23 protein-coding genes and 1 tRNA gene are annotated in these 20054 nt (G+C 61.2%); 11 read left to right on the top strand and 13 right to left on the bottom strand.

Annotated features, from left to right (window positions below):
* Positions 1-179: 179 nt before the first annotated feature.
* The 4 genes from NKJ20_RS07695 to NKJ20_RS07680 are packed head-to-tail and all read left to right on the top strand — an operon-like array spanning position 180 to position 2863.
* Complete coding sequence (locus NKJ20_RS07695) at positions 180-458, top strand: hypothetical protein (protein ID WP_352743362.1); 279 nt, start codon at positions 180-182, stop codon at positions 456-458.
* Complete coding sequence (locus NKJ20_RS07690) at positions 455-1978, top strand: terminase large subunit domain-containing protein (RefSeq protein WP_352743361.1); 1524 nt, start codon at positions 455-457, stop codon at positions 1976-1978. The genes NKJ20_RS07695 and NKJ20_RS07690 overlap by 4 nt, the downstream gene beginning before the upstream one ends.
* On the top strand, positions 1971-2159 hold the full coding sequence (locus NKJ20_RS07685; RefSeq protein WP_352743359.1) for a hypothetical protein: 189 nt from the start codon (positions 1971-1973) through the stop codon (positions 2157-2159). Before NKJ20_RS07690 ends, NKJ20_RS07685 begins: the two co-directional genes overlap by 8 nt.
* Entirely contained in the window at positions 2156-2863 is a 708-nt protein-coding gene (locus NKJ20_RS07680) for a hypothetical protein (protein ID WP_352743358.1), read from the top strand. The genes NKJ20_RS07685 and NKJ20_RS07680 overlap by 4 nt, the downstream gene beginning before the upstream one ends.
* Positions 2864-2884: 21 nt before the next feature.
* Here NKJ20_RS07680 and NKJ20_RS07675 read toward each other — a convergent pair whose 3' ends face one another.
* The 3 genes from NKJ20_RS07675 to NKJ20_RS07665 form a co-directional block, all read right to left on the bottom strand.
* Positions 2885-4426, bottom strand: a complete 1542-nt coding sequence (locus tag NKJ20_RS07675) for a P-loop ATPase, Sll1717 family (RefSeq protein ID WP_352743356.1) — start codon at positions 4424-4426, stop codon at positions 2885-2887.
* A 144-nt stretch (positions 4427-4570) separates the two neighbouring features.
* Entirely contained in the window at positions 4571-5167 is a 597-nt protein-coding gene (locus NKJ20_RS07670) for an AbiU2 domain-containing protein (protein WP_352743354.1), read from the bottom strand.
* Between the two features lie 129 nt (positions 5168-5296).
* A tRNA-Met gene (locus tag NKJ20_RS07665) sits at positions 5297-5373 on the bottom strand.
* A 236-nt stretch (positions 5374-5609) separates the two neighbouring features.
* Between NKJ20_RS07665 and NKJ20_RS07660 the strand changes: the two genes are divergently transcribed.
* Positions 5610-6584, top strand: a complete 975-nt coding sequence (locus tag NKJ20_RS07660; RefSeq protein WP_352452922.1) for a Gfo/Idh/MocA family protein — start codon at positions 5610-5612, stop codon at positions 6582-6584.
* 13 nt (positions 6585-6597) lie between these two features.
* On the opposite strand, the gene mnmA is transcribed toward NKJ20_RS07660, so the two are convergent.
* Complete coding sequence (gene mnmA, locus NKJ20_RS07655) at positions 6598-7788, bottom strand: tRNA 2-thiouridine(34) synthase MnmA (protein WP_352743352.1); 1191 nt, start codon at positions 7786-7788, stop codon at positions 6598-6600.
* 261 nt (positions 7789-8049) lie between these two features.
* Here mnmA and sciP point away from each other — a divergent pair, with 261 nt between their 5' ends.
* A complete protein-coding gene (sciP, locus tag NKJ20_RS07650; protein ID WP_023679563.1) occupies positions 8050-8325 on the top strand; it encodes a CtrA inhibitor SciP in 276 nt (91 codons plus the stop codon).
* A 57-nt stretch (positions 8326-8382) separates the two neighbouring features.
* Here sciP and NKJ20_RS07645 read toward each other — a convergent pair whose 3' ends face one another.
* Positions 8383-9309 (bottom strand): NADP-dependent oxidoreductase, encoded by a 927-nt coding sequence (locus NKJ20_RS07645; RefSeq protein ID WP_352743350.1) that lies wholly within the window; start codon positions 9307-9309, stop codon positions 8383-8385.
* A 93-nt stretch (positions 9310-9402) separates the two neighbouring features.
* On the opposite strand from NKJ20_RS07645, the gene NKJ20_RS07640 reads away from it, so the two are divergent.
* Positions 9403-9798 carry a winged helix-turn-helix transcriptional regulator gene (locus NKJ20_RS07640; RefSeq protein WP_352469683.1) on the top strand — a complete coding sequence of 132 codons (396 nt, stop codon included), beginning with the start codon at positions 9403-9405 and terminating at the stop codon, positions 9796-9798.
* Between the two features lie 62 nt (positions 9799-9860).
* Here NKJ20_RS07640 and NKJ20_RS07635 read toward each other — a convergent pair whose 3' ends face one another.
* Entirely contained in the window at positions 9861-10238 is a 378-nt protein-coding gene (locus tag NKJ20_RS07635) for a flagellar export protein FliJ (RefSeq protein WP_023719275.1), read from the bottom strand.
* Between the two features lie 450 nt (positions 10239-10688).
* Here NKJ20_RS07635 and ctrA point away from each other — a divergent pair, with 450 nt between their 5' ends.
* Positions 10689-11384 carry a response regulator transcription factor CtrA gene (ctrA, locus tag NKJ20_RS07630; RefSeq protein ID WP_006203583.1) on the top strand — a complete coding sequence of 232 codons (696 nt, stop codon included), beginning with the start codon at positions 10689-10691 and terminating at the stop codon, positions 11382-11384.
* Between the two features lie 104 nt (positions 11385-11488).
* On the opposite strand, the gene NKJ20_RS07625 is transcribed toward ctrA, so the two are convergent.
* Positions 11489-11857 (bottom strand): response regulator, encoded by a 369-nt coding sequence (locus tag NKJ20_RS07625; RefSeq protein WP_023679559.1) that lies wholly within the window; start codon positions 11855-11857, stop codon positions 11489-11491.
* A gap of 238 nt (positions 11858-12095) precedes the next feature.
* Positions 12096-12725 (bottom strand): histidine phosphotransferase ChpT, encoded by a 630-nt coding sequence (chpT, locus tag NKJ20_RS07620; RefSeq protein ID WP_023679558.1) that lies wholly within the window; start codon positions 12723-12725, stop codon positions 12096-12098.
* Between the two features lie 340 nt (positions 12726-13065).
* On the opposite strand from chpT, the gene NKJ20_RS07615 reads away from it, so the two are divergent.
* Together NKJ20_RS07615 and NKJ20_RS07610 are read left to right on the top strand one after the other, a co-directional pair.
* A complete protein-coding gene (locus tag NKJ20_RS07615; RefSeq protein ID WP_023679557.1) occupies positions 13066-13647 on the top strand; it encodes a DUF1134 domain-containing protein in 582 nt (193 codons plus the stop codon).
* 146 nt (positions 13648-13793) lie between these two features.
* The gene (locus NKJ20_RS07610; protein ID WP_352743348.1) at positions 13794-14957 is read left to right on the top strand and encodes a coiled-coil domain-containing protein; all 1164 of its coding nucleotides are present in this window, start codon (positions 13794-13796) and stop codon (positions 14955-14957) included.
* A gap of 33 nt (positions 14958-14990) precedes the next feature.
* Here NKJ20_RS07610 and NKJ20_RS07605 read toward each other — a convergent pair whose 3' ends face one another.
* On the bottom strand, positions 14991-15788 hold the full coding sequence (locus NKJ20_RS07605; protein WP_352743383.1) for a TrmH family RNA methyltransferase: 798 nt from the start codon (positions 15786-15788) through the stop codon (positions 14991-14993).
* Positions 15789-16101: 313 nt separating this feature from the next.
* On the opposite strand from NKJ20_RS07605, the gene NKJ20_RS07600 reads away from it, so the two are divergent.
* Entirely contained in the window at positions 16102-17106 is a 1005-nt protein-coding gene (locus NKJ20_RS07600; RefSeq protein ID WP_352743346.1) for a L,D-transpeptidase, read from the top strand.
* A 90-nt stretch (positions 17107-17196) separates the two neighbouring features.
* Here the strand turns inward: NKJ20_RS07600 and NKJ20_RS07595 are convergent, their stop codons facing one another.
* From NKJ20_RS07595 to NKJ20_RS07580, 4 genes are all read right to left on the bottom strand, one after another.
* Positions 17197-17535, bottom strand: a complete 339-nt coding sequence (locus tag NKJ20_RS07595) for an ArsR/SmtB family transcription factor (RefSeq protein ID WP_023679553.1) — start codon at positions 17533-17535, stop codon at positions 17197-17199.
* Between the two features lie 173 nt (positions 17536-17708).
* Positions 17709-18470, bottom strand: coding sequence for a HugZ family pyridoxamine 5'-phosphate oxidase (locus NKJ20_RS07590; RefSeq protein WP_352743344.1), 762 nt, complete (start codon positions 18468-18470; stop codon positions 17709-17711).
* Between the two features lie 16 nt (positions 18471-18486).
* Positions 18487-19248, bottom strand: coding sequence for a 3-hydroxyacyl-CoA dehydrogenase (locus NKJ20_RS07585; RefSeq protein WP_352743342.1), 762 nt, complete (start codon positions 19246-19248; stop codon positions 18487-18489).
* A 63-nt stretch (positions 19249-19311) separates the two neighbouring features.
* Positions 19312-19866: a GNAT family N-acetyltransferase gene (locus NKJ20_RS07580; protein WP_352743340.1), complete on the bottom strand. Its 555-nt coding sequence runs from the start codon at positions 19864-19866 to the stop codon at positions 19312-19314.
* Positions 19867-20054 lie beyond the last annotated feature (188 nt).

Raw genomic sequence — 20054 nt, 5'->3', positions numbered from 1 at the left:
CAATCTACCGTCCGGCCTCTCTTGACCTCTCCGGGTAACGAGAGGGGAACGAAAAGGCTGAGAAACAGGTGGAAACCAGAAGGGCGATAGCTCCGGCAAAGGCAGCGGCCAGAAGCGCGGTCTCGAACGGTAGCGTGCTGTTATCTGGGGCAGACGGCCGGTCGATCTGGGCGCGTCGCATGAGGGACATACTGGCCGCCCACGTGGCCGACCTTGGCGGCGTTGACGCGATCTCCCAAGCCGAACTTTCCATATGCCGTAGGGCGGCAACCCTGACGATCGAACTGGAGCGGATGGAGAACGAATTCGCTGTTGCCGGCGGCGCCAGCGAGCGAGCCCTAGACGCCTATCAGCGCGCCTCCAATACCCTGCGTCGCACTCTGGAAGCGATCGGGCTGAAGCGCCGGTCGAAGGACATCACCCCTCATCTGCACGACTACATCGGCCTCCAGCCATGAACATCCTCCAGGCGATCGGCGATCCCAAGCTGTTCGGACCTTGGTTCCGGGAAAGGTCCACCTACACCGCATGGTTCGCTTTCATCGCCGCCCTGTTCGCCCTTCCCATGACCGAGGAGCAACTGGCGCTATACCGCAAGCACACCGGCCGCGAAGCTGCACCCGTCGATCCCTTCACTGAGGCTTGGCTGGTTATCGGCCGTCGCGGCGGCAAGTCATTCGTAATGGCGCTCATCGCCGTCTATCTGGCCACCTTCAAATCGTACAGGAAGTTCCTCGCCCCCGGCGAACGGGCGACCGTCATGGTCATCGCTGCCGACCGGAAACAGGCTCGCGTCATCATCCGCTACATCTCGGCAATGCTGACCCGAATTCCATTGCTGGCGAAGCTCGTCGAGCGGCAGACGGCGGAAGGCTTCGACCTTAGCAACAGCGTCACCATTGAGGTCGGAACAGCGTCATTTCGGTCGACGCGCGGATACACGTACGCCGCAGTTCTGGCAGACGAAATCGCTTTCTGGCGGACGGATGATTCGGCCGAGCCCGATTACGCCATTTTGGATGCGATCAGGCCGGGCCTGAGCACGATCCCCGGCGCAATGCTGATCTGCGCTTCCAGCCCTTACGCAAGGCGCGGGGCGCTGTGGGACGCCTACAACCGTTACTTCGGCCGCGATGGCGCTCCCCTAGTGTGGCAGGCGACGACGCGCGAAATGAATCCGACCATCGGCAAGGGTCTTGTCGACGCCGCCATGGAACGTGATACCGCAAGCGCCAGCGCCGAATACGGCGCGCAGTTCAGGTCTGACATCGAGGACTTCGTGCGGCGCGAAGTGGTCGAAGATTGCGTCACGGCCGGCGTGTTCGAGCGGCCTTATTCCTCGTCGCATCGCTACGTCGCGGCGGTGGATCCATCGGGCGGCAGTTCTGACTCCATGACACTCTCCATCGCCCACGCCGAAGGCGAAACCACGGTCATCGACCTCGTGCGCGAAAGGAAGCCGCCTTTCAGTCCAGAACAGGTCGTGGAGGAGTTTTGCGACACGCTGAACAACTATGGCATCGGCGAAGTTGTCGGCGATCGGTACGGCGGCGAGTGGTGTCGCGAGCCGTTCCGCAAACGCGGCGTCGACTACGTTCTGGCGGCCAAGCCGCGCTCAGACCTGTACCGCGATCTGCTACCGGAGCTTAACAGCGGCTCCCTCGACCTCATCGACCATGACGTGCTCGTCAACCAGATCGTCGGTCTTGAGAGAAGGGTTGCTCGCGGCGGCCGCGAGTTGATCGATCATCCGCCCGGCGCTCATGACGACCTCGCAAATGTCGTCGCCCTAGTCGTGTACGAGGTCAACAATCTCGTCGAAGTCCCCACCATGCAGGTCGGCTCCTATGGCTCCGGCTCAGGCAGTATCCCCATCGGCTATCACGGGCATGGCGAGCCCGAAATCGGCTCAGATACGTTCAGCGGCATGGACTATGTCCGCGAGCAGCGCCGCTTAGGAAGATGGAACCATGACTAAGGACAGCAATGTGCCCGTCCGCCACCGCGTCGGTCCCGCCGCAAAACAGCGACTGATCGAAGAAGGCCGGACGCTCTCCGGCATCGCACGGTATGAATCGCCATATCCGATCGGCCGGAAAAACGCGGCGCAAGACGCCTATCTCAACCACTTTCTGAAACTCTCGGAGCCCAAGCCATGAGCAAGACGAAACTTCGCCCGCCACTTCTCAATCCATCGACCATGCAGGGGAACATCACCAATCCGGACGTGCCGGAAGTCGCCGGGGTGCTCTCGGCGCTTGGCCAACTCACCGGCCTCTGGGACGGCCTTGACGCCGTTCGAACGACGAGCGATCCGCTGATCACGAAAGAAGCGGCTGCGTTGCGGTATCTCGACAACTACCGGAAGGCCACGGCCCTTGCCACGCAGGCAGTCCGCTCTGCTGGCATGAAGGTTTTGGAGGCCAAGGATCGGCTCAGGCACGAGGCCCGAGGCCGGGCCGGTCTCCTCGCCACCTATCCGGACGGCCAGGAACTCCGGACCGTACTTCGTAGCATGAGCCAGAAAGATCGCGACGCCGCAATTCTCCATGCCGTGTCGAATGGCGATCATGCGGTTGTCGCCGCGCTTCAAGCGCACGAGCTTTTGGTTGGTCACACCTCGCGTCCGCTCAAGTCGATCGTCGACGATTTTATCGCGGAGCGCGCACCGGAAGAGATGTCGCGAATTGCGGACCTCGACAGCGCCGCAGAACACTTGCAACTCGCTTGGCAGATGTTCGCGAAGTCGGTCGAGGGGATGCGCGATCTGCAAGGCGAGCGCGACGGTGAGCAGGGCACCAAGGCCGCGCGCGAAGCCGAAGCCAAGTTGGGCCTCGCACTACGGGGAGCCGCTGCCCCCTGAGTGCGACTATTTCACGCTGGATCACTCACTTAGCAGTTCTCCTGAGCCTTCCTCCCCCACCTCAAGCTCCGCGCCGACAATGTCTGCAAGCTTTCTGCTTATGATCCGCTCCACTCGCGAATCCGCGACTATGAAGCGGTAGACAGGCTTGCCTCCCAACTCGCTGGGCAGCGTGCCACTTTGCCTCACCAGACCGGCGTCCTCCCAACTTGCAATCTTTACGCGCGCACCTTGATCGCCAATTTTAAAGGCAGACTGGACATCCTTGTTCACAAAGGATGTCTTTCCGAGACGAAGGACTTGCTGAAGTGGCTTATCAGAGAACCATCCACCGATGGTTTCCAGCGCGTATTTATCCTGGCCCAGATTCAAGGATGACTGGTCGACCAACGGCGGGGCGGCATCACCACGGGCGTCGTGCTCCCGCACCACAAAGTCCATTAGCTTTATCAATTCTCGCGGTGAACTAACAGAGATCGAGACCAATTCGTCAAAAACTGCTTTTGACACCATGCCCTCTACCAAAAGATCATCAAATTGATATCTGCCGTCGGAAAAAAATTTCACACGACTGTCGATCATCTCTCTAAGGCTATCGACGTTCCACGTAATATTGGCATGAGCAATCTTATCGAGCCTGACCGGATACTTGGCATTGAAATGATTCTGAACATTGCTCCATAAAAACAAAATCCATGAAAATCCTGCAATCTCTAACAATTGTATGTGGGACAGAAGGGGATGTATCAACCTGGCAGTCGCTTCTGCCGAATTGGCGGTACTTGGCGTCTCGTCAACCTTGTCGACAAGAACGCATATTCCAATATAGCCGAATGCCTTCACCAAGTCGACCAATTTGATCAATATCGCTTTCGAGGTGTTAGGCGCCTCTCCAGTAAGAGATTTCAACAGAGCTTCTGCCGGAGCCGATATATCGATCGCGTTGTCCAATTGGTGCTTCGAGAGAGCATTAACTGCCGCTGCAATTATCTTGCTAAGGGCCTCCCACTGGCCTCCGATCCATACGGCGCTCTTTGTAGTCCAAGCGCTATTCAGAAGCCTCAACGCATCTGATGTTGAAACCTCTCTGTCCATTTCCGAAACGGAAAGGTAGAATCCTTTCATGAGAGCAAACATTAAAGTTCTCTCATTAGGATTGAGACCATCAATGTATATCTGCCGCTCGTCATTCTCGAGAGAAGACAGCCACACCAGAATCTGCTCGACTACCGCAAATGCTACAGCGCCGACGATATCCCTGTCAGCCAGTTTGTCTTTTTTTAATAGGTCATGGATAGCAGAGTAGTCCGTTAGATTCAAAACAAATGGGCTTTTTTTCTTTGACGCCTCCTTCCAAATCTCGTTGTACACAGTGATACGCTTGGCGCTTTTACCCGCGCCTCGATCCCCGAACAGTATGAATGAACTGAGCCCTCGCGCTCTGGCAGAGATCGCTTCAAGATACGGCGGCCTTACCGCGTAATCTGCAATGTTTGGCTCTGTTTCGGCTGTGTAATGCTCAAAAGGATTGCCGTTCATTTCCAACGTAGCGACCAACGTCATTTGTCACACCCCCCACAGACTCAGCTAACCGGAAGCTAGTATAGCATTCAATTGTTCCGCCACCCCTATCTCTGTGCAGGACGCGCGCGGACGATCCGGCGCACCCGAAGGGCTGGGGAGAACGCGGCGCACGCCTACGGGCTCCTATTCGCCGGTCTTTTCCCAACGCGACCAGAAGGCGTCGGCGCTTTCGCGATAGGCCTCCACGTGAAGCTCAAGCTCGATGGCCGAACCCGCTCCCAAGGAAAGCCTCTCCCATATTTGCGCGGTCAGCCGGGTGAAGCCGAAGAGGTCATTGTATGTCGTTTTGACGAGGATCGCCTCATCGTACCGTGCCATATGCGCGATGAGTTTATCTCGAACGTGCTTGAGGCGCGCCAGCCGGGGGTCGGCAGCGGCTTTGTCGAACAGTCGGGTCGCCTCTTCAAGGTCCATCCGGCGCTGAGGTGACTGCTCTTCGTCTAGGCGTCCCGGCTCTTTCAAAAAGTCGATCGCCGTCCGCAGGTGCAGGTCATCCTTGCGGGCCACAGCGAAGCCACGGCACACAAAAATGTGGAGACGAGTGAGGGCACCATCGAGCAAGATGCTTGCGGCGTGAGCGGCGTCAGCGTCAAGCAATGGCTCGATGACTTTCGACTTGTTCCAGCGCTCCACCGTCTCGACGGTCGCGAGGCACATGACCCCATCTGCGTAGCCTTGTTCGGCTACTCCGCGAAGAGTGTTCCAGTCCTGTACGGCCATGGCGCATGTTCCCATGGAATACCATCTGCGTCGAGAGACTGCCGCGTTACCCGGAGCGTTACCCCGGTGGCCGAAACGAAAGACCCGCCATCAGGCGGGTCTAATTCATCAAATAATTTCAAGTAGTTATGGTAGCGGGAGAGGGACTTGAACCCCCGACCCCAGGATTATGATTCCCGTGCTCTAACCAACTGAGCTACCCCGCCAGGGCGGCGAAGGCCCGAAATCCAGCTTAAATCGGCAGGCATATCGGCGCGTTCGCCAAGGTCGCGCGGATATAAGGTTGCGAGGCCAAGCCTGTCAAGCATCGAAGTGGCTGCCGCGCCGGCATATTGCTGGCGCCGAAAGCTTTGCCGGGCAGACATTTGGGCGCACAGGCCGGGGTTGAGTTCAGCGAGGCACGTCGCTATGTCTCGGCCACGAAAGCCATGGTCATGAATTGATGAAACCGCGCATTGCAGTCCTCGGTTGCGGATACTGGGGCAGCAACCACATCCGCACCCTAAAGGCGCTCGGCGCGCTGCATGCGGTTTCGGACGTCAACCCCGCGCGCGCGGAGGGTTTTGCCAGCGAGCAGGATTGCCTGGCGATAGAGCCGGAGGCGCTGTTTGCCCGCGACGATGTCGACGCCATTGTCATGGCGCTGCCGCCGCAGTTCCATGCCGACATGGCGGTGCGCGCCGTGCTCGGCGGCAAGGACGTGCTGGTGGAGAAGCCGATCGCGCTGACGGTGGCCGATGCCGAACGCTCGGTGCAGGCGGCCGCCGATAATGGCCGTGTCTTCATGGTCGGCCACGTGCTGCGCTTTCATCCCGCCTTCGAGACGCTGAAGGCGCTGATCGACAATGGCGAACTCGGCGAAGTCCGCTACATCCATTCGCATCGGCTCGGCCTCGGCAAGTTCCACACCGAAAACGACGCGCTATGGGATCTGGCGCCGCACGATCTGTCGATGATCCTGGCCATCACCGGCACCGAACCGGTCGAAGTGCGCGGCGAAGGCGCTGCTCTTCTCGACAATCTCAGCGACTTTGCGCATCTGCACATGCGCTTTCCCAACGGCCTGCGCGGCCATCTGTTCGCCTCGCGGCTCAACCCTTACCGCGAACGGCGGCTGACCGTTGTCGGCACCAAGGCGATGGCGGTGTTCGACGATGTCGAGCCGTGGGAGCGCAAGCTTGCCGTCTATCGCCACGCGGTGTGGCAGGACAGCGGCCAATGGGCGTTCACCGCCAACGAGCCGTCCTATGTCGCGGTCGGTGAGGGCATGCCGCTGACGCGCGAGCTGGAGCATTTCATCCACTGCATCGAGACGCGGGCCGAACCGCGCACCAGCGGCGAGGAGGCCATCCGCGTGCTGCGCATCCTGACCGCCGGCACCGTCGCCCATACAAGGCCCGCCCATACAAGGCCCTAAGAGAAAACGCCGTCTATTCGGCGGGAACCCGCGCCGGCTGGACGGCAAGCCGCGTCAGCATCGCCTCGGCCTCGGCGCCGCGCTCGGAGCGCTTGATGAAGCCGCCGCCGAACACGCGCGCCTCGTTGCCATCGTCGGAATAGAGCACGCAAGCCTGACCGGGTGCGATGCCGGATTCGCCGTCGACCAGTTCCACCGAAGTGACACCGGCGCGGTGATGCAACACGGCCGGGCGCGGCGGCCGCGTCGAGCGCACCTTGGCGAAAAGCTCAAGCCCGGCCGCCGGGATAGCGGTCAGCGGGCCATCGCCCAGCCAGTTCATGTTGCGCAAGAAGATCTTGTGGGTCTCCAGCGCCTCGCGCGGGCCGACGACGACGCGGGCCCGGTCGGCGTCGAGATGAACGACGTAGAGCGGCTCGCCCGAGGCGATGCCGATGCCGCGGCGCTGACCGACGGTGTAGCGCAAAATGCCCTCGTGGCGGCCAAGCACGCGCCCGTCTATATGGACGATGTCGCCTGGATTGGCGGCAGCCGGCTTCAGCTTGGCGATGATGTCGGAATACTTGCCCTGCGGCACGAAGCAGATGTCCTGGCTGTCCTGCTTGGCCGCAACCGTCAGTCCCATCTCCTCGGCGATGGCGCGAACCTCAGGCTTCGACAGGCCGCCGAGCGGAAAACGCAGATAGTCGATCTGTGCCTGGGTGGTGGCGAACAGGAAGTAGCTCTGGTCGCGGTCGGCGTCGACCGGCCGGTAAAGCGCGCGGTGGGCGCCATTGGCGCCGGAACGGATGTAGTGGCCGGTCGCCAGCGCGTCGGCGCCGAGTTCCTTGGCGGTCGCAAGAAGGTCGGCGAATTTCACCGTCTGATTGCAGGAAACGCAAGGGATCGGCGTTTCGCCGGCGACATAGCTCTCGGCGAACGGGTCGATCACCGCCTTGCGGAAGCGCTCCTCGTAATCGAGGACGTAATGCGGGATGGCGAGCGTCTCGGAGACGCGGCGGGCATCGTCGATGTCCTGGCCGGCGCAGCATGAGCCGGCCCGGTGCGTTGCCGCGCCGTGGTCATAAAGCTGCAGCGTGACACCGACGACGTCGTAGCCCTCGCGCTTCAGGAGGCCGGCAACGACCGACGAATCGACACCGCCCGACATGGCGACGACGACGCGGGTGTTTTCGGGGCGTCCGGGAAGATCGAGGCTGTTCATGGTTCTTTCGTTCTGCGCGGCGCTTCAATGCCAATGGCCGGAATATAGGTCAAGCGTCTCGGCTGCGCCAGCTTTGCCGGGCCGGCTCATTTTTCCTGCCGGGTTCAATGCGCTTGCCGGCAGATGTTTCAAATGCCGATGAAAAGGCTAACGCCGCGTTCATGATCCTTACCTAACCATTAGGGTCTGCTTAGGCAAATTTTAAAGCTGTGGCGGTAATGTGGTGGGGATTGGGTCTTTGAGTTTTTTGTAGAGAGTACGATGACCGATCTAATTAGACCGCGAGTCAAATATGTTATCGGGCCGGACGGCAGCCCACTTACCATCGCCGATCTGCCGCCGACGAACACACGTCGCTGGGTTATCCGGCGCAAGGCGGAAGTGGTGGCGGCGGTGCGTGGCGGGCTTTTGAGCCTCGAAGAGGCATGCCAGCGCTACAAGCTCACCACCGAGGAATTCCTGTCCTGGCAAGCGTCGATCGACGAATACGGCCTTGCCGGCCTGCGCACCACGCGCATCCAGCAATACCGGCATTAGGCCGATAAGGGCGCTGATCAGCGCCCTTACGTCTGCGAGGGGCGACGATCTGCAATTTCAGACCGTCAGCACCACCTTGCCGATCGGCCTGGTTGCGAGAAAGGCATGGGCGGCACCGGCCTGTTCGAGGGGAAACGCCTTTGCCACGTGGACGGCCAGCTTTTTCGCGTCGATCAATTTGCCGAGCTCCACCAGAGCGGCACGGTCGGGCACTACGGACATGCGCTCGACGTGGATGCCTCGCGTCCTGGCCTTTGCCTTGGTGGCATCGCTGACATCGAGCAGCGACACCAGAACGCCGCCGGCCGTGAGCACTTTCAGTGATTGCTCCGCATGCACGCCGCCGAACGGGTCCAGAACCAGATCGATGTCGCGGGCCTTCGCGGTGAAATCGTCCCTTGTGTAGTCGATCACCTCGCCGGCGCCGAGCGAGCGGACGAAATCGAGCTTTTCCGGGCTGGCGGTCGCGACGACGTAAGCGCCGTGCGCCTTGGCGATCTGCACCGCCAGGTGGCCGACGCCGCCGGCTCCGGCGTGGATCAGCACGCGCTTGCCAGAATCGAGCCGGCCATGGCGGACAAGGCCTTGCCAGGCCGTCAGGCCGGCCAGCGGCAGCGCGGCGGCTTGCGCGTGATCTATGCCTTCAGGTTTCGGCGCAAGCTCATCAGCCGGGACAGCGGCGAGTTCGGCGTAGGCTGCCGCCTGTTTGGGAAAGCGCGGCATGCCGAACACGGCATCGCCGACCTTGAGGCCGGAGACGCCGGAGCCCAGCGCCTCGACAGTCCCCGAAACATCCCAGCCAAGGACAAAAGGCGGCTCGCCAAGCAGCGGATAGTGGCCGCCGCGCACCGCACCATCGACCGGATTGATGCCGGCCGCTTCGATGCGGACGAGCACTTCGCCGGCTTCGGGTGATGGCGCGGGGCGATCGGCAATGACGAGGACATCGGGTCCGCCGAAGGAATTCTGGATAATGGCACGCATGGAAGGCTCTCCTGCTGGTTTTGATGTGCCACTATCATTTGGATAGTTATTTTCTCTTGTCTAGTATGTACCTTTTTGATATATATGCACCCCATGGATAGTGAAGATGTTTCCCCTTTTGGCTATGACGCCTTTCGGCGGTCGTGCCCGTCACACGCCGTGCTCGAGACGCTCGCCAGCAAATGGGTCTACCTGGTGATCTGTGCGCTGCGCCGGGGCCGGCTCCGCAACGGCGAATTGGCGCGCAAGCTCGAAGGCATCACGCCGAAAATGCTGACGCAGACGCTGCGTATCCTGGAACGCGACGGGCTTGTGCGGCGCGAGGTTTTCCCGGTCATTCCGCCGCGTGTCGAATATGAGCTGACCGAACTTGGCCAGAACCTGGCAGGACTGCTCAATCAGATCAGAGCCTGGTCGGAGCAGCATGTGCCCGACATCAAAAATGCGCGCGCACGGGCGGCGGAACAGCAAGAAGATCTGGATGCCTGAGGCGGGCACAGTTCGGTGCGCAGCAATAGCGCGCAAGCGCGACGCGCGTTAAAGTCTTGTTTTCAGCCGATCATGGCGCTGCGGCCGCCGGCTTCCGTGTCGCGCGCCTTGGTGTCGCGCGATTCCAGCATCTCGGCCTTGGAAAGCTCCGCTTCGGCTTCGCTCAGCAATGATTCGGCGACATTTCGCTGCTGGGCGAGGTCGCTTTGCGAATTTCTAAGGTTGTCGCGGCGTAGCCGTGCCGCCTTGGCGAAGGTCGGATAAGCAAAGTGATTGATGTCGGTGATGCCGGCCTTCTTCTCTTCGGCAGCGATCTGAAGTTCCAGCTCGACGGCCATGCGCTCGAATTCGGCGATCATCATGTCGAGCTGCAGCAGCTGCCGCCGCTTCTCGCTCACCTGAAATTGCTTCAGCCGAACGAGGTTTTCACGTGACTTCATGATTCGGTACTCCCGGAAACGCACACCTGCACATATCGTCCAATTCACCCGGCAAGGCCCAGGCTTGACCCGTTTCCACCGGCTTTCCCCGAACTATGGGAAACAAACTCCTAAAGTTTTTTGCCGGCGGTAACCATTCGTTTACGGGCATTGTTAATCATACGGCTCAGGACTTAAGGGCGGGTAAAAATTCTGCTTCTCGTCGGGAAACCCGGCCAACGAGTCCGAAGAGTCACTTAGCCTAGCTTACTAATGTGTCGCATTAACGGTTTGGGTCTGTGATTCGTTATTGGATTCAACAAGGTGTAGAAAGGGGTTAAAAAATCTGATACCGTCATGGACGGGGAATTAGGTTTTATTAACCATTCGATGGCAGCCTCTGCTCAGGCAATCACTGCTCCGGTCCTGGACGGGTCGTGAAATGGTCCGGCAGCAGAAAAGGGGAATGAAATGCGCGTTCTGCTGATAGAAGACGACAGTGCAACCGCACAAAGCATCGAGCTGATGCTGAAATCGGAAAGTTTCAATGTCTATACGACCGACCTTGGCGAAGAGGGCGTCGATCTAGGCAAGCTTTACGATTACGACATCATTCTCCTCGACCTCAATCTCCCCGACATGTCGGGCTATGAAGTTTTGAGAACACTTCGCCTGTCCAAGGTGAAGACGCCGATCCTCATCCTCTCCGGCATGGCCGGCATCGAGGACAAGGTGCGCGGCCTCGGCTTCGGCGCCGACGATTACATGACCAAGCCCTTTCACAAGGACGAACTGGTCGCCCGCATCCATGCCATCGTGCGGCGTTCCAAGGGCCACGCCCAGTCGGTCATCACCACCGGCGACCTGGTGGTCAATCTCGATGCCAAGACCGTTGAGGTCGGTGGCCAGCGCGTGCATCTGACCGGCAAGGAATATCAGATGCTGGAACTGCTCTCGCTGCGCAAGGGCACCACGCTGACCAAGGAAATGTTCCTCAACCATCTCTATGGCGGCATGGATGAGCCGGAGTTGAAGATCATCGACGTCTTCATCTGCAAGCTGCGCAAGAAGCTCGACGCCGCATCTGGCGGGCAGAATTACATCGAGACCGTCTGGGGCCGCGGCTATGTGCTGCGTGAGCCTGAAGATATCCGGGTCAGCGCCTGAAGCAAGGGCATGATCCCAAAATGGGCGCCGGCTTTCGGAAAACAACTTGGTAAAACAACGAGATAGAGCTCATCCGATTTTCGTCGGAATGGAACAGGCTCTGATCAGGCGGCAATCTTCAAGGCGCGGAAGCACTCGAGCAGTTGCGGCCGGTTGAACGGCTTCAGCAGGTAGCCCTGGGCGCCGGCGCGCTTTGCCCGCATGATCGCCCCGACGTCGACTTCGACCAGCGAAATCAAAACTTGCGGCACTACCGGGCTTTCCATGGCGCGCACGCGGCGGATGAGGTCCTGCGCCTGCATGTCCGGCAAGGCGCCGTCGACGACGATGATATCAGGCATGTCAACCGCGCACATCTCGATCGCCTCATGGCCGCTCGCGGCTTCGATCACCATCATGCCGGAACCGCCCAGGATACGCCTTGCAACCTTCCTGATGACGCTCGAATTGTCGACGAACATGCAGCGTTTCATTCCCGGACCCTCTTTGCCATGCGGCAAACCGACAGCGTCGTGGCATCTGCCGGGGAACATAGGCCGATCTGGTAAAGAAGCCGAAAAGCCGTTAGGTAAAATTTTCCTGAAGGTGTTTTAAGCGAAATCTTCTTTCGCAATGCTTTACGCAATTAATCTGCAAGCCGGTCTCACAGATGTTAAGACGACGCCGCAAATATGATTTGGAGAAAATACTTTCCCGGCTCTTAGCAGAACTTCAGACTGCAGAAAGGACGATCTCGTCGGCGGTCGCATGGATCGAAATCGTCATGTTGGCTTCGCGGGCCAGGAGCAGCGTGTAATAGGGCTGCACCGAATGCGCGTCGATCGGCTCTTCCGGCCTGTGGCCGGAATGCAATTCCAGGAATTTGGGCGGCACGCGGAGCATCGGGCCGCTCGCCGCGAGCGCAAAGCGCGGCTCGGTCTCGAGGTTCTCCAGCGTGACCACCAGCCTGCCGCCGCGCGGAATGGCGGCGTTAGCGACGAGGATGAGATTGAGCAGCAGCTTGACCTTGTTCTTGGGCAACAGTGCGCGGGTTCCGTTCCAGATCAGTTCCGGCTTCTCGTTCTTCAGGAAGGCGATGGCCACGGCCTCGGCGTCCCCGGTGTCGATCAGCATGCCGGCGGAACCGGCGGCGCCGAAGGCGATGCGGGCGAATTGCAGGCGGGCGGAGGCGTTTTTGGCGCTTTGGCGGATCAGCTTCATGGCGTCTTCGTCGGCGCCGCCTTCGTCGAGCAGCTCAAGCCCGTTGTTTATGGCGCCGACCGGCGAAATGATGTCGTGGCAGACCCGGCTGCACAGCAGCGCTGCCAGATCGGGTGCGGAAAGGGTGAAAAGCTCGGCCATCGGCAAAAATCCCTGCAAATTTCACAACACAATGACCGGGCGATCATGATCACGCCTGTCCACACGAATCACGCTCTCTCCCAAGCATTCTGAATACACAGCGCTTGTGCGTGCAGCAACAAATCCGAAATCATGATTGTCGAAAATGGCGTGTTCACGCAGCAGGGTGCTGCGCGGGCGATGTGAAAACAGCCTTCGAACCGCCATCTTCATGTGGGAGTTTAATGGTTGAAAAAGGATTACGGCATAGTTTGCCCCTAACAGTCATCCTTAACGGCCGCCAAAGAGCCGTACGGGTGCGAGGCGTCGGCGAAAGTGCTCCCTGACGGAGATTGGAAGCATGGTTTCCCGATTCTACGACCGGACTTTTTTCCGTGTCATCTCAATGACGATCGCGCTCATCGGCCTTGTCGCCTTTTCGGCATCGGCCGCGCGGGCGCAGGAATACACGGCGCAGGAGATCGTCGATTCCGGTCATAAATTCTTCGGCGCTACATCGGGCGGGCTCGCCACCGTCGTCGAGAAGATTTTCGCCACCTATGGCCTGCCGAACGGCTATCTGCTCGGCGAAGAAGGGTCCGGGGCGCTGATCGGTGGCCTGACCTATGGCGAAGGCACGCTCTACACCAAGAATGCCGGCGACCACAAAGTGTTCTGGCAAGGCCCGTCGCTCGGCTGGGATTTCGGCGGCGAGGGCTCGCGCGTCATGATGCTGGTCTACAATCTCGACGATGTTAGCAGCCTCTATAATCGTTTTGGCGGCGTCGCCGGCTCCGCCTATGTCGTCGCCGGCGTCGGCTTCAACGTGCTGAAGAACAACAATGTGCTGCTCGTGCCGATCCGTACCGGCGTCGGCGCTCGTCTCGGCGTCAATCTCGGCTACCTCAAGCTCACGCAGCGCGCGACCTGGAATCCGTTCTGACCTGCATGACCGGCCACGGCGATTGGAGCTGTGATGCCACGGTCTGAGCTTTGCCGCGGCATACTCTTGCCGTGGCGCCGGATTTCCGTCATGCGAAGATGGCAAAGTCGACCTTTGGCGGTTGCCATGCACAACGGATAGTCATCTTGGTCCAGTCGATCCTGTTCTTTGTCCTCGGCTTTCTCTGCGCGGGCTTTCTGGCGCTGATGATTGCTCCGGCCGTGTGGCGGCGGGCGGTGGCGCTGACGCGCAAGCGCGTCGAGGGCTCGATGCCGTTGACGCTGGCCGAGATTCAGGCGGACAAGGATCGCATTCGCGCCGAGTTCGCCGTTTCGGTGCGCCGGCTTGAAATGAACGTCAAATCATTGCGCGAGAAGGCCGCCGAGCAGCTGGTCGAGATCGGCCGCGACCGCGAAGCCCTGAAGGAATTGGCGGCCGAGCGACAGGACAAGAACCGGGTCGTCGCCGATCTTACAGCCAGGGGCGAGGAGCTTCGCAAGCGCGATGAGCAGCTGCAGCAGCTGTCGGAACGGCTTGCGGAGACCGAGCGCGCCCTCGAAAAGCGCGGGCTCGAACTGCGGAAACTGGAGCACATGTATGACGACGCCAGTTTTTCATCCAGCAGCCGGCAGATCGAGCTGGTGGCGCGCGAATCCGAGCTGCAGAAGTTGGCAAGCGACATTTCGCTGCTGCGCGGCCAGCGCAAGGAGGCGGACAGGCGCAGCCAGGAATTGGCAGCCGAAAGCAAGGTTTTGCGGGACGCGTTGAAGGCCGAGAAGAAAAGAACCGGCGACCTGGAAAAGAAGGTCGAACGCCTGCTCGCCTCGCTGGCCGATCGCGAGGACAGGCTGGAGCGCCGCGAGAAGGAACTGGTGCGCCTTCGCGAAAAGCCGAAAGGCGCTGAAAGGACGCCTGCGGTGGGTCTTGCCGGCGTGCCAGGCAGTCAGGTCAATGTGGCCGCCAACGGCGACATCGAAAAGACAACCGCCAAGCTCGATGCCGACCGCGAGCGGCTGGAGGCCAGGCTGACATCGCTGGCACGCGAGAACAGGCGGCTGAAGACAGATCTTGCTGCCGTCGAAACGTCGAAATCACAGGCCGGAGACTATACCGGCAGCGCCAGCGCCGCATTGCGCGAAGAGATGAACGATCTGGCGGCGCAAGTCGTGGCCTTGACGGCAAAGCTCGACGGGCCGGATTCGCCGATCGCCCGGGCGCTTGCCGCGCCTGAGGATACGCGGCCGGGGAGCGGCGGACGCAGCCTTGCCGATCGGGTGCGGGCGCTGCAGAAGGCCGCTTCGACCGACTGAGATTCCGCCACTTGGCCGCAAAATGCCCGACTCTCAAATTCCGGAAAAATGATGAAGTGCAATGGCTGACGCGGCGGCGACGTTCAGGCTGTCGAAGCCTTGCGCCATACCGATCCGCAGCGTCTGCAGGCGGGCAAGCAGGCTTTCTGGCAGGCCTTCGCCCTCGGTGCCGAGATAGAGCGCCAGCCGGCCTTTTCTCTTGGCATCGCGAATATCGATCTGCCCGCGCGGCGACAAGGCGAATTGGCTGAAGCCTTGCCGGTCGAGCATTGCGGTGCAGCCGGCGGTATCGGCAAAGCAGGCGAAGGGGACTTTCAAGGCCGCGCCCACCGAGACGCGGATTGCCTTGCGGTACAGCGGATCGCAGCAGGTCGGATCGAGAAGCACGGCATCCGCGCCAAAGGCGGCGGCATTGCGGAAGATCGATCCCATATTGTCATGATTGGCGATGCCGACCAGCACCACGATCAGCGCGCGGGCGGGCAGTGCGCCGAGCAAAGTTTCAGCGGAGACGGCCGCGCCCTTGCGGCCGATCGCCAATATGCCGCGATGCATGTGGAATCCGGCGATCCTGTCCATGACTTCGCCGGATGCGACATAGATCGGAAGCCCGGCAGGCGCCTTGCGCAGGACGTCATCGAGGCCGGCCAGCCGGTTCTCGAGCACGAGCACCGATTCCGCCTCGAAGCGACGGGCGGCAAGCAGCGTGTCGAGCACCACCTTGCCTTCGGCGACGAAACGGCCCTGCCGGCCGGCAAGATCGCGTTCCCGGATGTCGAGATAGGCGGCGACGCGGGGATCCTGCGGGTCGTCTATGCGGATCGGATTCATGGCTTCCTCGGCGGACCTGGCGTCGGCCGCGAATCGGGCTTCGGTTTCGGAAGGCACGATGCCGGATCCGAAGGAGTTCAGACCGTATCTCAGCGTCCAAATGGATGCACGCCGTTCTAACGGTCAAATCCAATCACTAGGCGCCGGGCGGAGACACCCTGCCTGGCCTCCTCGCGGCATGGAGATATTGATTCCCGCAGCACGGCTCTCCGGCCAAGCCGCTTCAATGCAGAATTTCGATGGGCGAAGGAACTACACAGGGCCATGCCGCGTCATAGAGGCGGGCTCCTGCTGCGGTCCTGGGAGGACATCGATGATCAGGCTCCTCCTCGTCTTTGCCGCGACGCTTGCCCTCGCATGCGGCGTAGCTCGCGCGGCCAAGCTCGATCCAGCCACCGTCAATCAGGCCCAATTCGCTATCGGCGAACCGAAGGGTGTCGATCCGATGCTGCTGAAGGCGCAGATCCTTCTGGATCGCGCCCGCTTCTCCCCGGGCCTCATCGACGGTCGCCTTTCCCAGAACTTCGCCAAAGCCGTCGCCGCGTTTCAGGCGGCAAACGGACTTCCGCCCGATGGCAAGCTCAGTCCACAAACCTGGAGCAAACTCATCGCAACCTCCGCCAAGCCGGTGCTGGTGACCTATGAGGTGACGCGCAAGGATGTGCGCGGACCTTTCACCAGGCGTATTCCGGCTCGCTTGGAGAGGATGGCCCGCTTGCGGCGGCTCGGCTATCGCAATGCGGTGGAGAGGTTGGCTGAGCGCTTCCACGTCAGCGAACAATTGCTGCGAATGCTCAATCCGGGCACCAGCCTCAGGAAACCAGGCAGGACGTTGGTGGTGCCTGATGTCAGCAGGGGCGACCCTCCCGCCGGCGTTGCCGTCGTCGAGGTCGACAAGGGCGCCCGCCTGGTGCGTGTGCTCGACCGTGCCGGCAAATGGCTGGCGGTCTACCCCGCCTCGATTGGGAGCGAGGAGAAGCCGGCGCCAAGCGGCATGGCGGAGGTCAGGCGCGTGGTGCACAACCCTACCTATCACTACGATCCGGACTTCGCTTTCAAGGGGGTCAAGACCAAGCGGCCCTTCACCATCGCTGCCGGGCCGAACAATCCCGTGGGATCGGTCTGGATCGATCTCTCCATCGAAAGCTACGGCATCCACGGCACGCCCGAACCAAGCAAGATCGGCACGACCTTTTCGCATGGCTGCATCCGGTTGACCAATTGGGATGCCGAAGACCTTGCCTCCATGGTGCAGCCGGGCACGAAGGTCGAGTTCAAGGACGAGATTGCGCAGGCCGCCGACGAGCGCGTTCAATAGCAAGGCTGACTTGGCAGCAAAGCGGACTTGGCAGCAAAGCGGACTTGGTAGCAAAGCGCATTTGGCGGGGGCATTCTCCGCCTCGGCCGCTCAGGTCCCGGCGCGACGCAGCCGGTGAGCCATCTGCGACAGTTCACCTTCGCCGAAAATGCCGTCCAGCATGTGCAGCAATTCGCGCACCGCCGCGGACTTGCAGGAATAATAGATCATTTGCCGGTCACGGCGGGTCTCGACAAGGTCGGAAGCCCTCAGCTTGGCCAGATGCTGTGACAGGGCGGATTGGCTGAGCGATACCTTCTCGGCTATGGCGCCGACCGACATCTCGCCCTCGGCCAGATAGCTCATGATCAACAAACGTTTTTCGTTGCCCATCAGCGTCAGAAACGCAGCCGCGGTTCCGGCGTTGGCGACTAGTTTGTTCGAGACCATAGATCCCCCATGCCTTCTTGCTCATCCGCCGCTATGGGGGCAATAGCGTCGGATTCCATAGACTTTCCCTATAGATGCACGCCAACGATTCAGCGTCACTCGCAAAGGTAGAACATTTCGCTCAAATCTCAAGGCTTGCTTTCCATGCAAGCCGATTAACCGTGCGGCTGTGATTAATTTGCCGATCGGGCAGCCTTTGCCATGTCGATCAGGACAGGCCTGAGGTCGCGCGCCGCTCTCAGCGGCTCGGGGAAGAAAACCCGACAGACATTGTCGCCCGATACGAGATCCATCCCGTCGGCGTCGAACCCGGTGACGATCCAGCCGTCACTCTCGGCCCCGCCGAAATGACTTGCGTAGAGGGCAATCGCATCGAGATGGTCGGCGTTCATGTGGTCGAGCGCCGATTGCTCCCCGGCGGCAAGCTCTTCGACGATCGCTCCCGTCGCGACCAGATCGGTGCGGTCGAGCAGATAGGCCTTGCCGAAGCCGCCGTTCAGGCTGGCGCGCTCCGGTTCGAGCCGGAAGATCGAAAAGTCGCCGAGCCCGGCATAGAGTTTTGCCTTGGGGTTGCGGTTGAGGTAGCGCCGCTCGGCGCGGGCGTGTTCGTTCGATCTGCGTTCGAGCCGCACGGCGCGGCAGACGAGCGTCAATCGCGGATGCGCCAGCGGATCGCCCTTGCCGGGTTCGCCGACGAGCAACGAGCAGCGCGGGTCGGCAAGGATGGCGCCGGTATGGGCGGACAGCATCGATACCAGGATCAATGGCGTGCCGTCGATGTCTGTGGCGACGCCGACCCGGCTGGCCAGCGGCGAACCGGTTCCTGGTTCGAGCACTGCCAACGCGCCGAAACGGGCGCTGCGGATCAGCGTCTTTGCCAGCCTGATCGCCTCGGTATCGGTCGCGCGGATCACGTCTTTCCTGGGTTCGTCCAAGGCATCACCGTCGCATTTATTTCGGCGCCATGCGGATGGCGCCGTCGAGGCGAATGGTCTCGCCGTTGAGCATCTGGTTCTCGATGATGTGCAAGGCAAGTGCCGCGTATTCCGAAGGCTCGCCCAAACGGGAAGGGAAGGGCACAGCGGCGCCGAGCGAATCCTGCACCTCCTGCGGCATGCCGGCCATCATCGGCGTCCTGAAGATGCCGGGTGCGATGGTGCAGACGCGAATGCCGGAGCGGGCGAGATCGCGCGCCACCGGCAGCGTCATGCCAACGACGCCGGCCTTGGACGCGGAATAGGCGGCCTGGCCGATCTGGCCGTCATAGGCTGCGACCGACGCGGTGTTGACGATGACGCCGCGCTCGCCGCCCTGCAGCGGCTCGAGCCTGGCGATCCGGTCGGCAACCAGGCGAATCATGTTGAAGGTGCCGACCAGATTGACCTCGATCACCTTGCGGTATTGATCGAGCGGATGCGGTCCGTCCTTGCCGATCGTCTTCATGCCGACAACGATGCCGGCGCAATTGACCAGGATGCGCGGTGCGCCGAGCGTCTCTGCCGCTTCCGCGACTGCGGCGGCACCGCTCGCGGCGTCGCTCACATCGCATCGGACGGCGATGCCGCCGATGTCAGCCGCCACCTTGGCCGCACGCTCGATACCGAGATCGAGGACGGCAACCCTGGCGCCGCCGGCGGCAAGAGCGCGCGCCGTCGCCTCGCCAAGGCCGGAGCCGCCACCGGTGACGATCGCAATCTGGCCGTTCGGGTTCATCTCGACGTCCTCCTCCGTGCCCAGACTATGACGCCAAGCCACCGTGCGACAGCACCGGCATGGTCATGCCATCGCGGCGATGTGCGCGGCAATCCTTGCCTGGTCGGCGTGGCAAACCTCGCCCGCCAGCCTCGCCACCGCGCCCGGCACGATCTCGTGCGCCAAAAGCCGGTCGGGGTCGACCGGACGCGGCATCGAGATCTGCCCCCGCGGCAGCCTTTTGAAGCCGAGCGGGCCATAATAGGGTTCGTCGCCGACCAGCATCACCGCCGGCGCGCCGGCCTTGGCGGCGGCTTCCAGCGCGATTGCCACTAGCTTGCGGCCAATGCCGAGATTTTTGAAGGCCGGCCGCACAGCGAGCGGCCCGAGCATCAGCGCGCGGCCGGCACCGGCGGCGATGCGCGTCATCCGTACCGAGGCGACGACGATTGCGCCATCGACGGCCACGAAGGACAAAGCGCGTTCGTGCGGGCCACCTTGGCGGATCTTGTAGGCGGCAAGCACGAAACGGCCCGGCCCGAAGGCCTCGTTATTGATGGCTTCGATTTCAGGATCGTGCGCCGGAGTTTCCGGCAGGTATTTCACGTCGGCCAGGTATTTCAAGTCGGCAAGGCTCATGGTCTTTGCGTTCCGGTATACGAGGAAAGGTTTGCTGCAAGCGGCAGCGTTCGCCAGTCAGCGCTTCATCAAGCGCGGGCGCTCTTTCGTCGTCGGTCGAACCGGATCATGGCAAAGTCGAACATGCGGATGTCCGCTAGCACCAATTTTCAGCCGCCGCAATCGGCCGGCGCAGCCGACCGCACTCG

This window comes from Mesorhizobium sp. M0185, from assembly GCF_040322175.1.
GTDB lineage: Bacteria > Pseudomonadota > Alphaproteobacteria > Rhizobiales > Rhizobiaceae > Mesorhizobium.
Note: the sequence above shows the minus strand (reverse complement) of the source record. Positions and strands in the feature narration are given on the sequence as shown.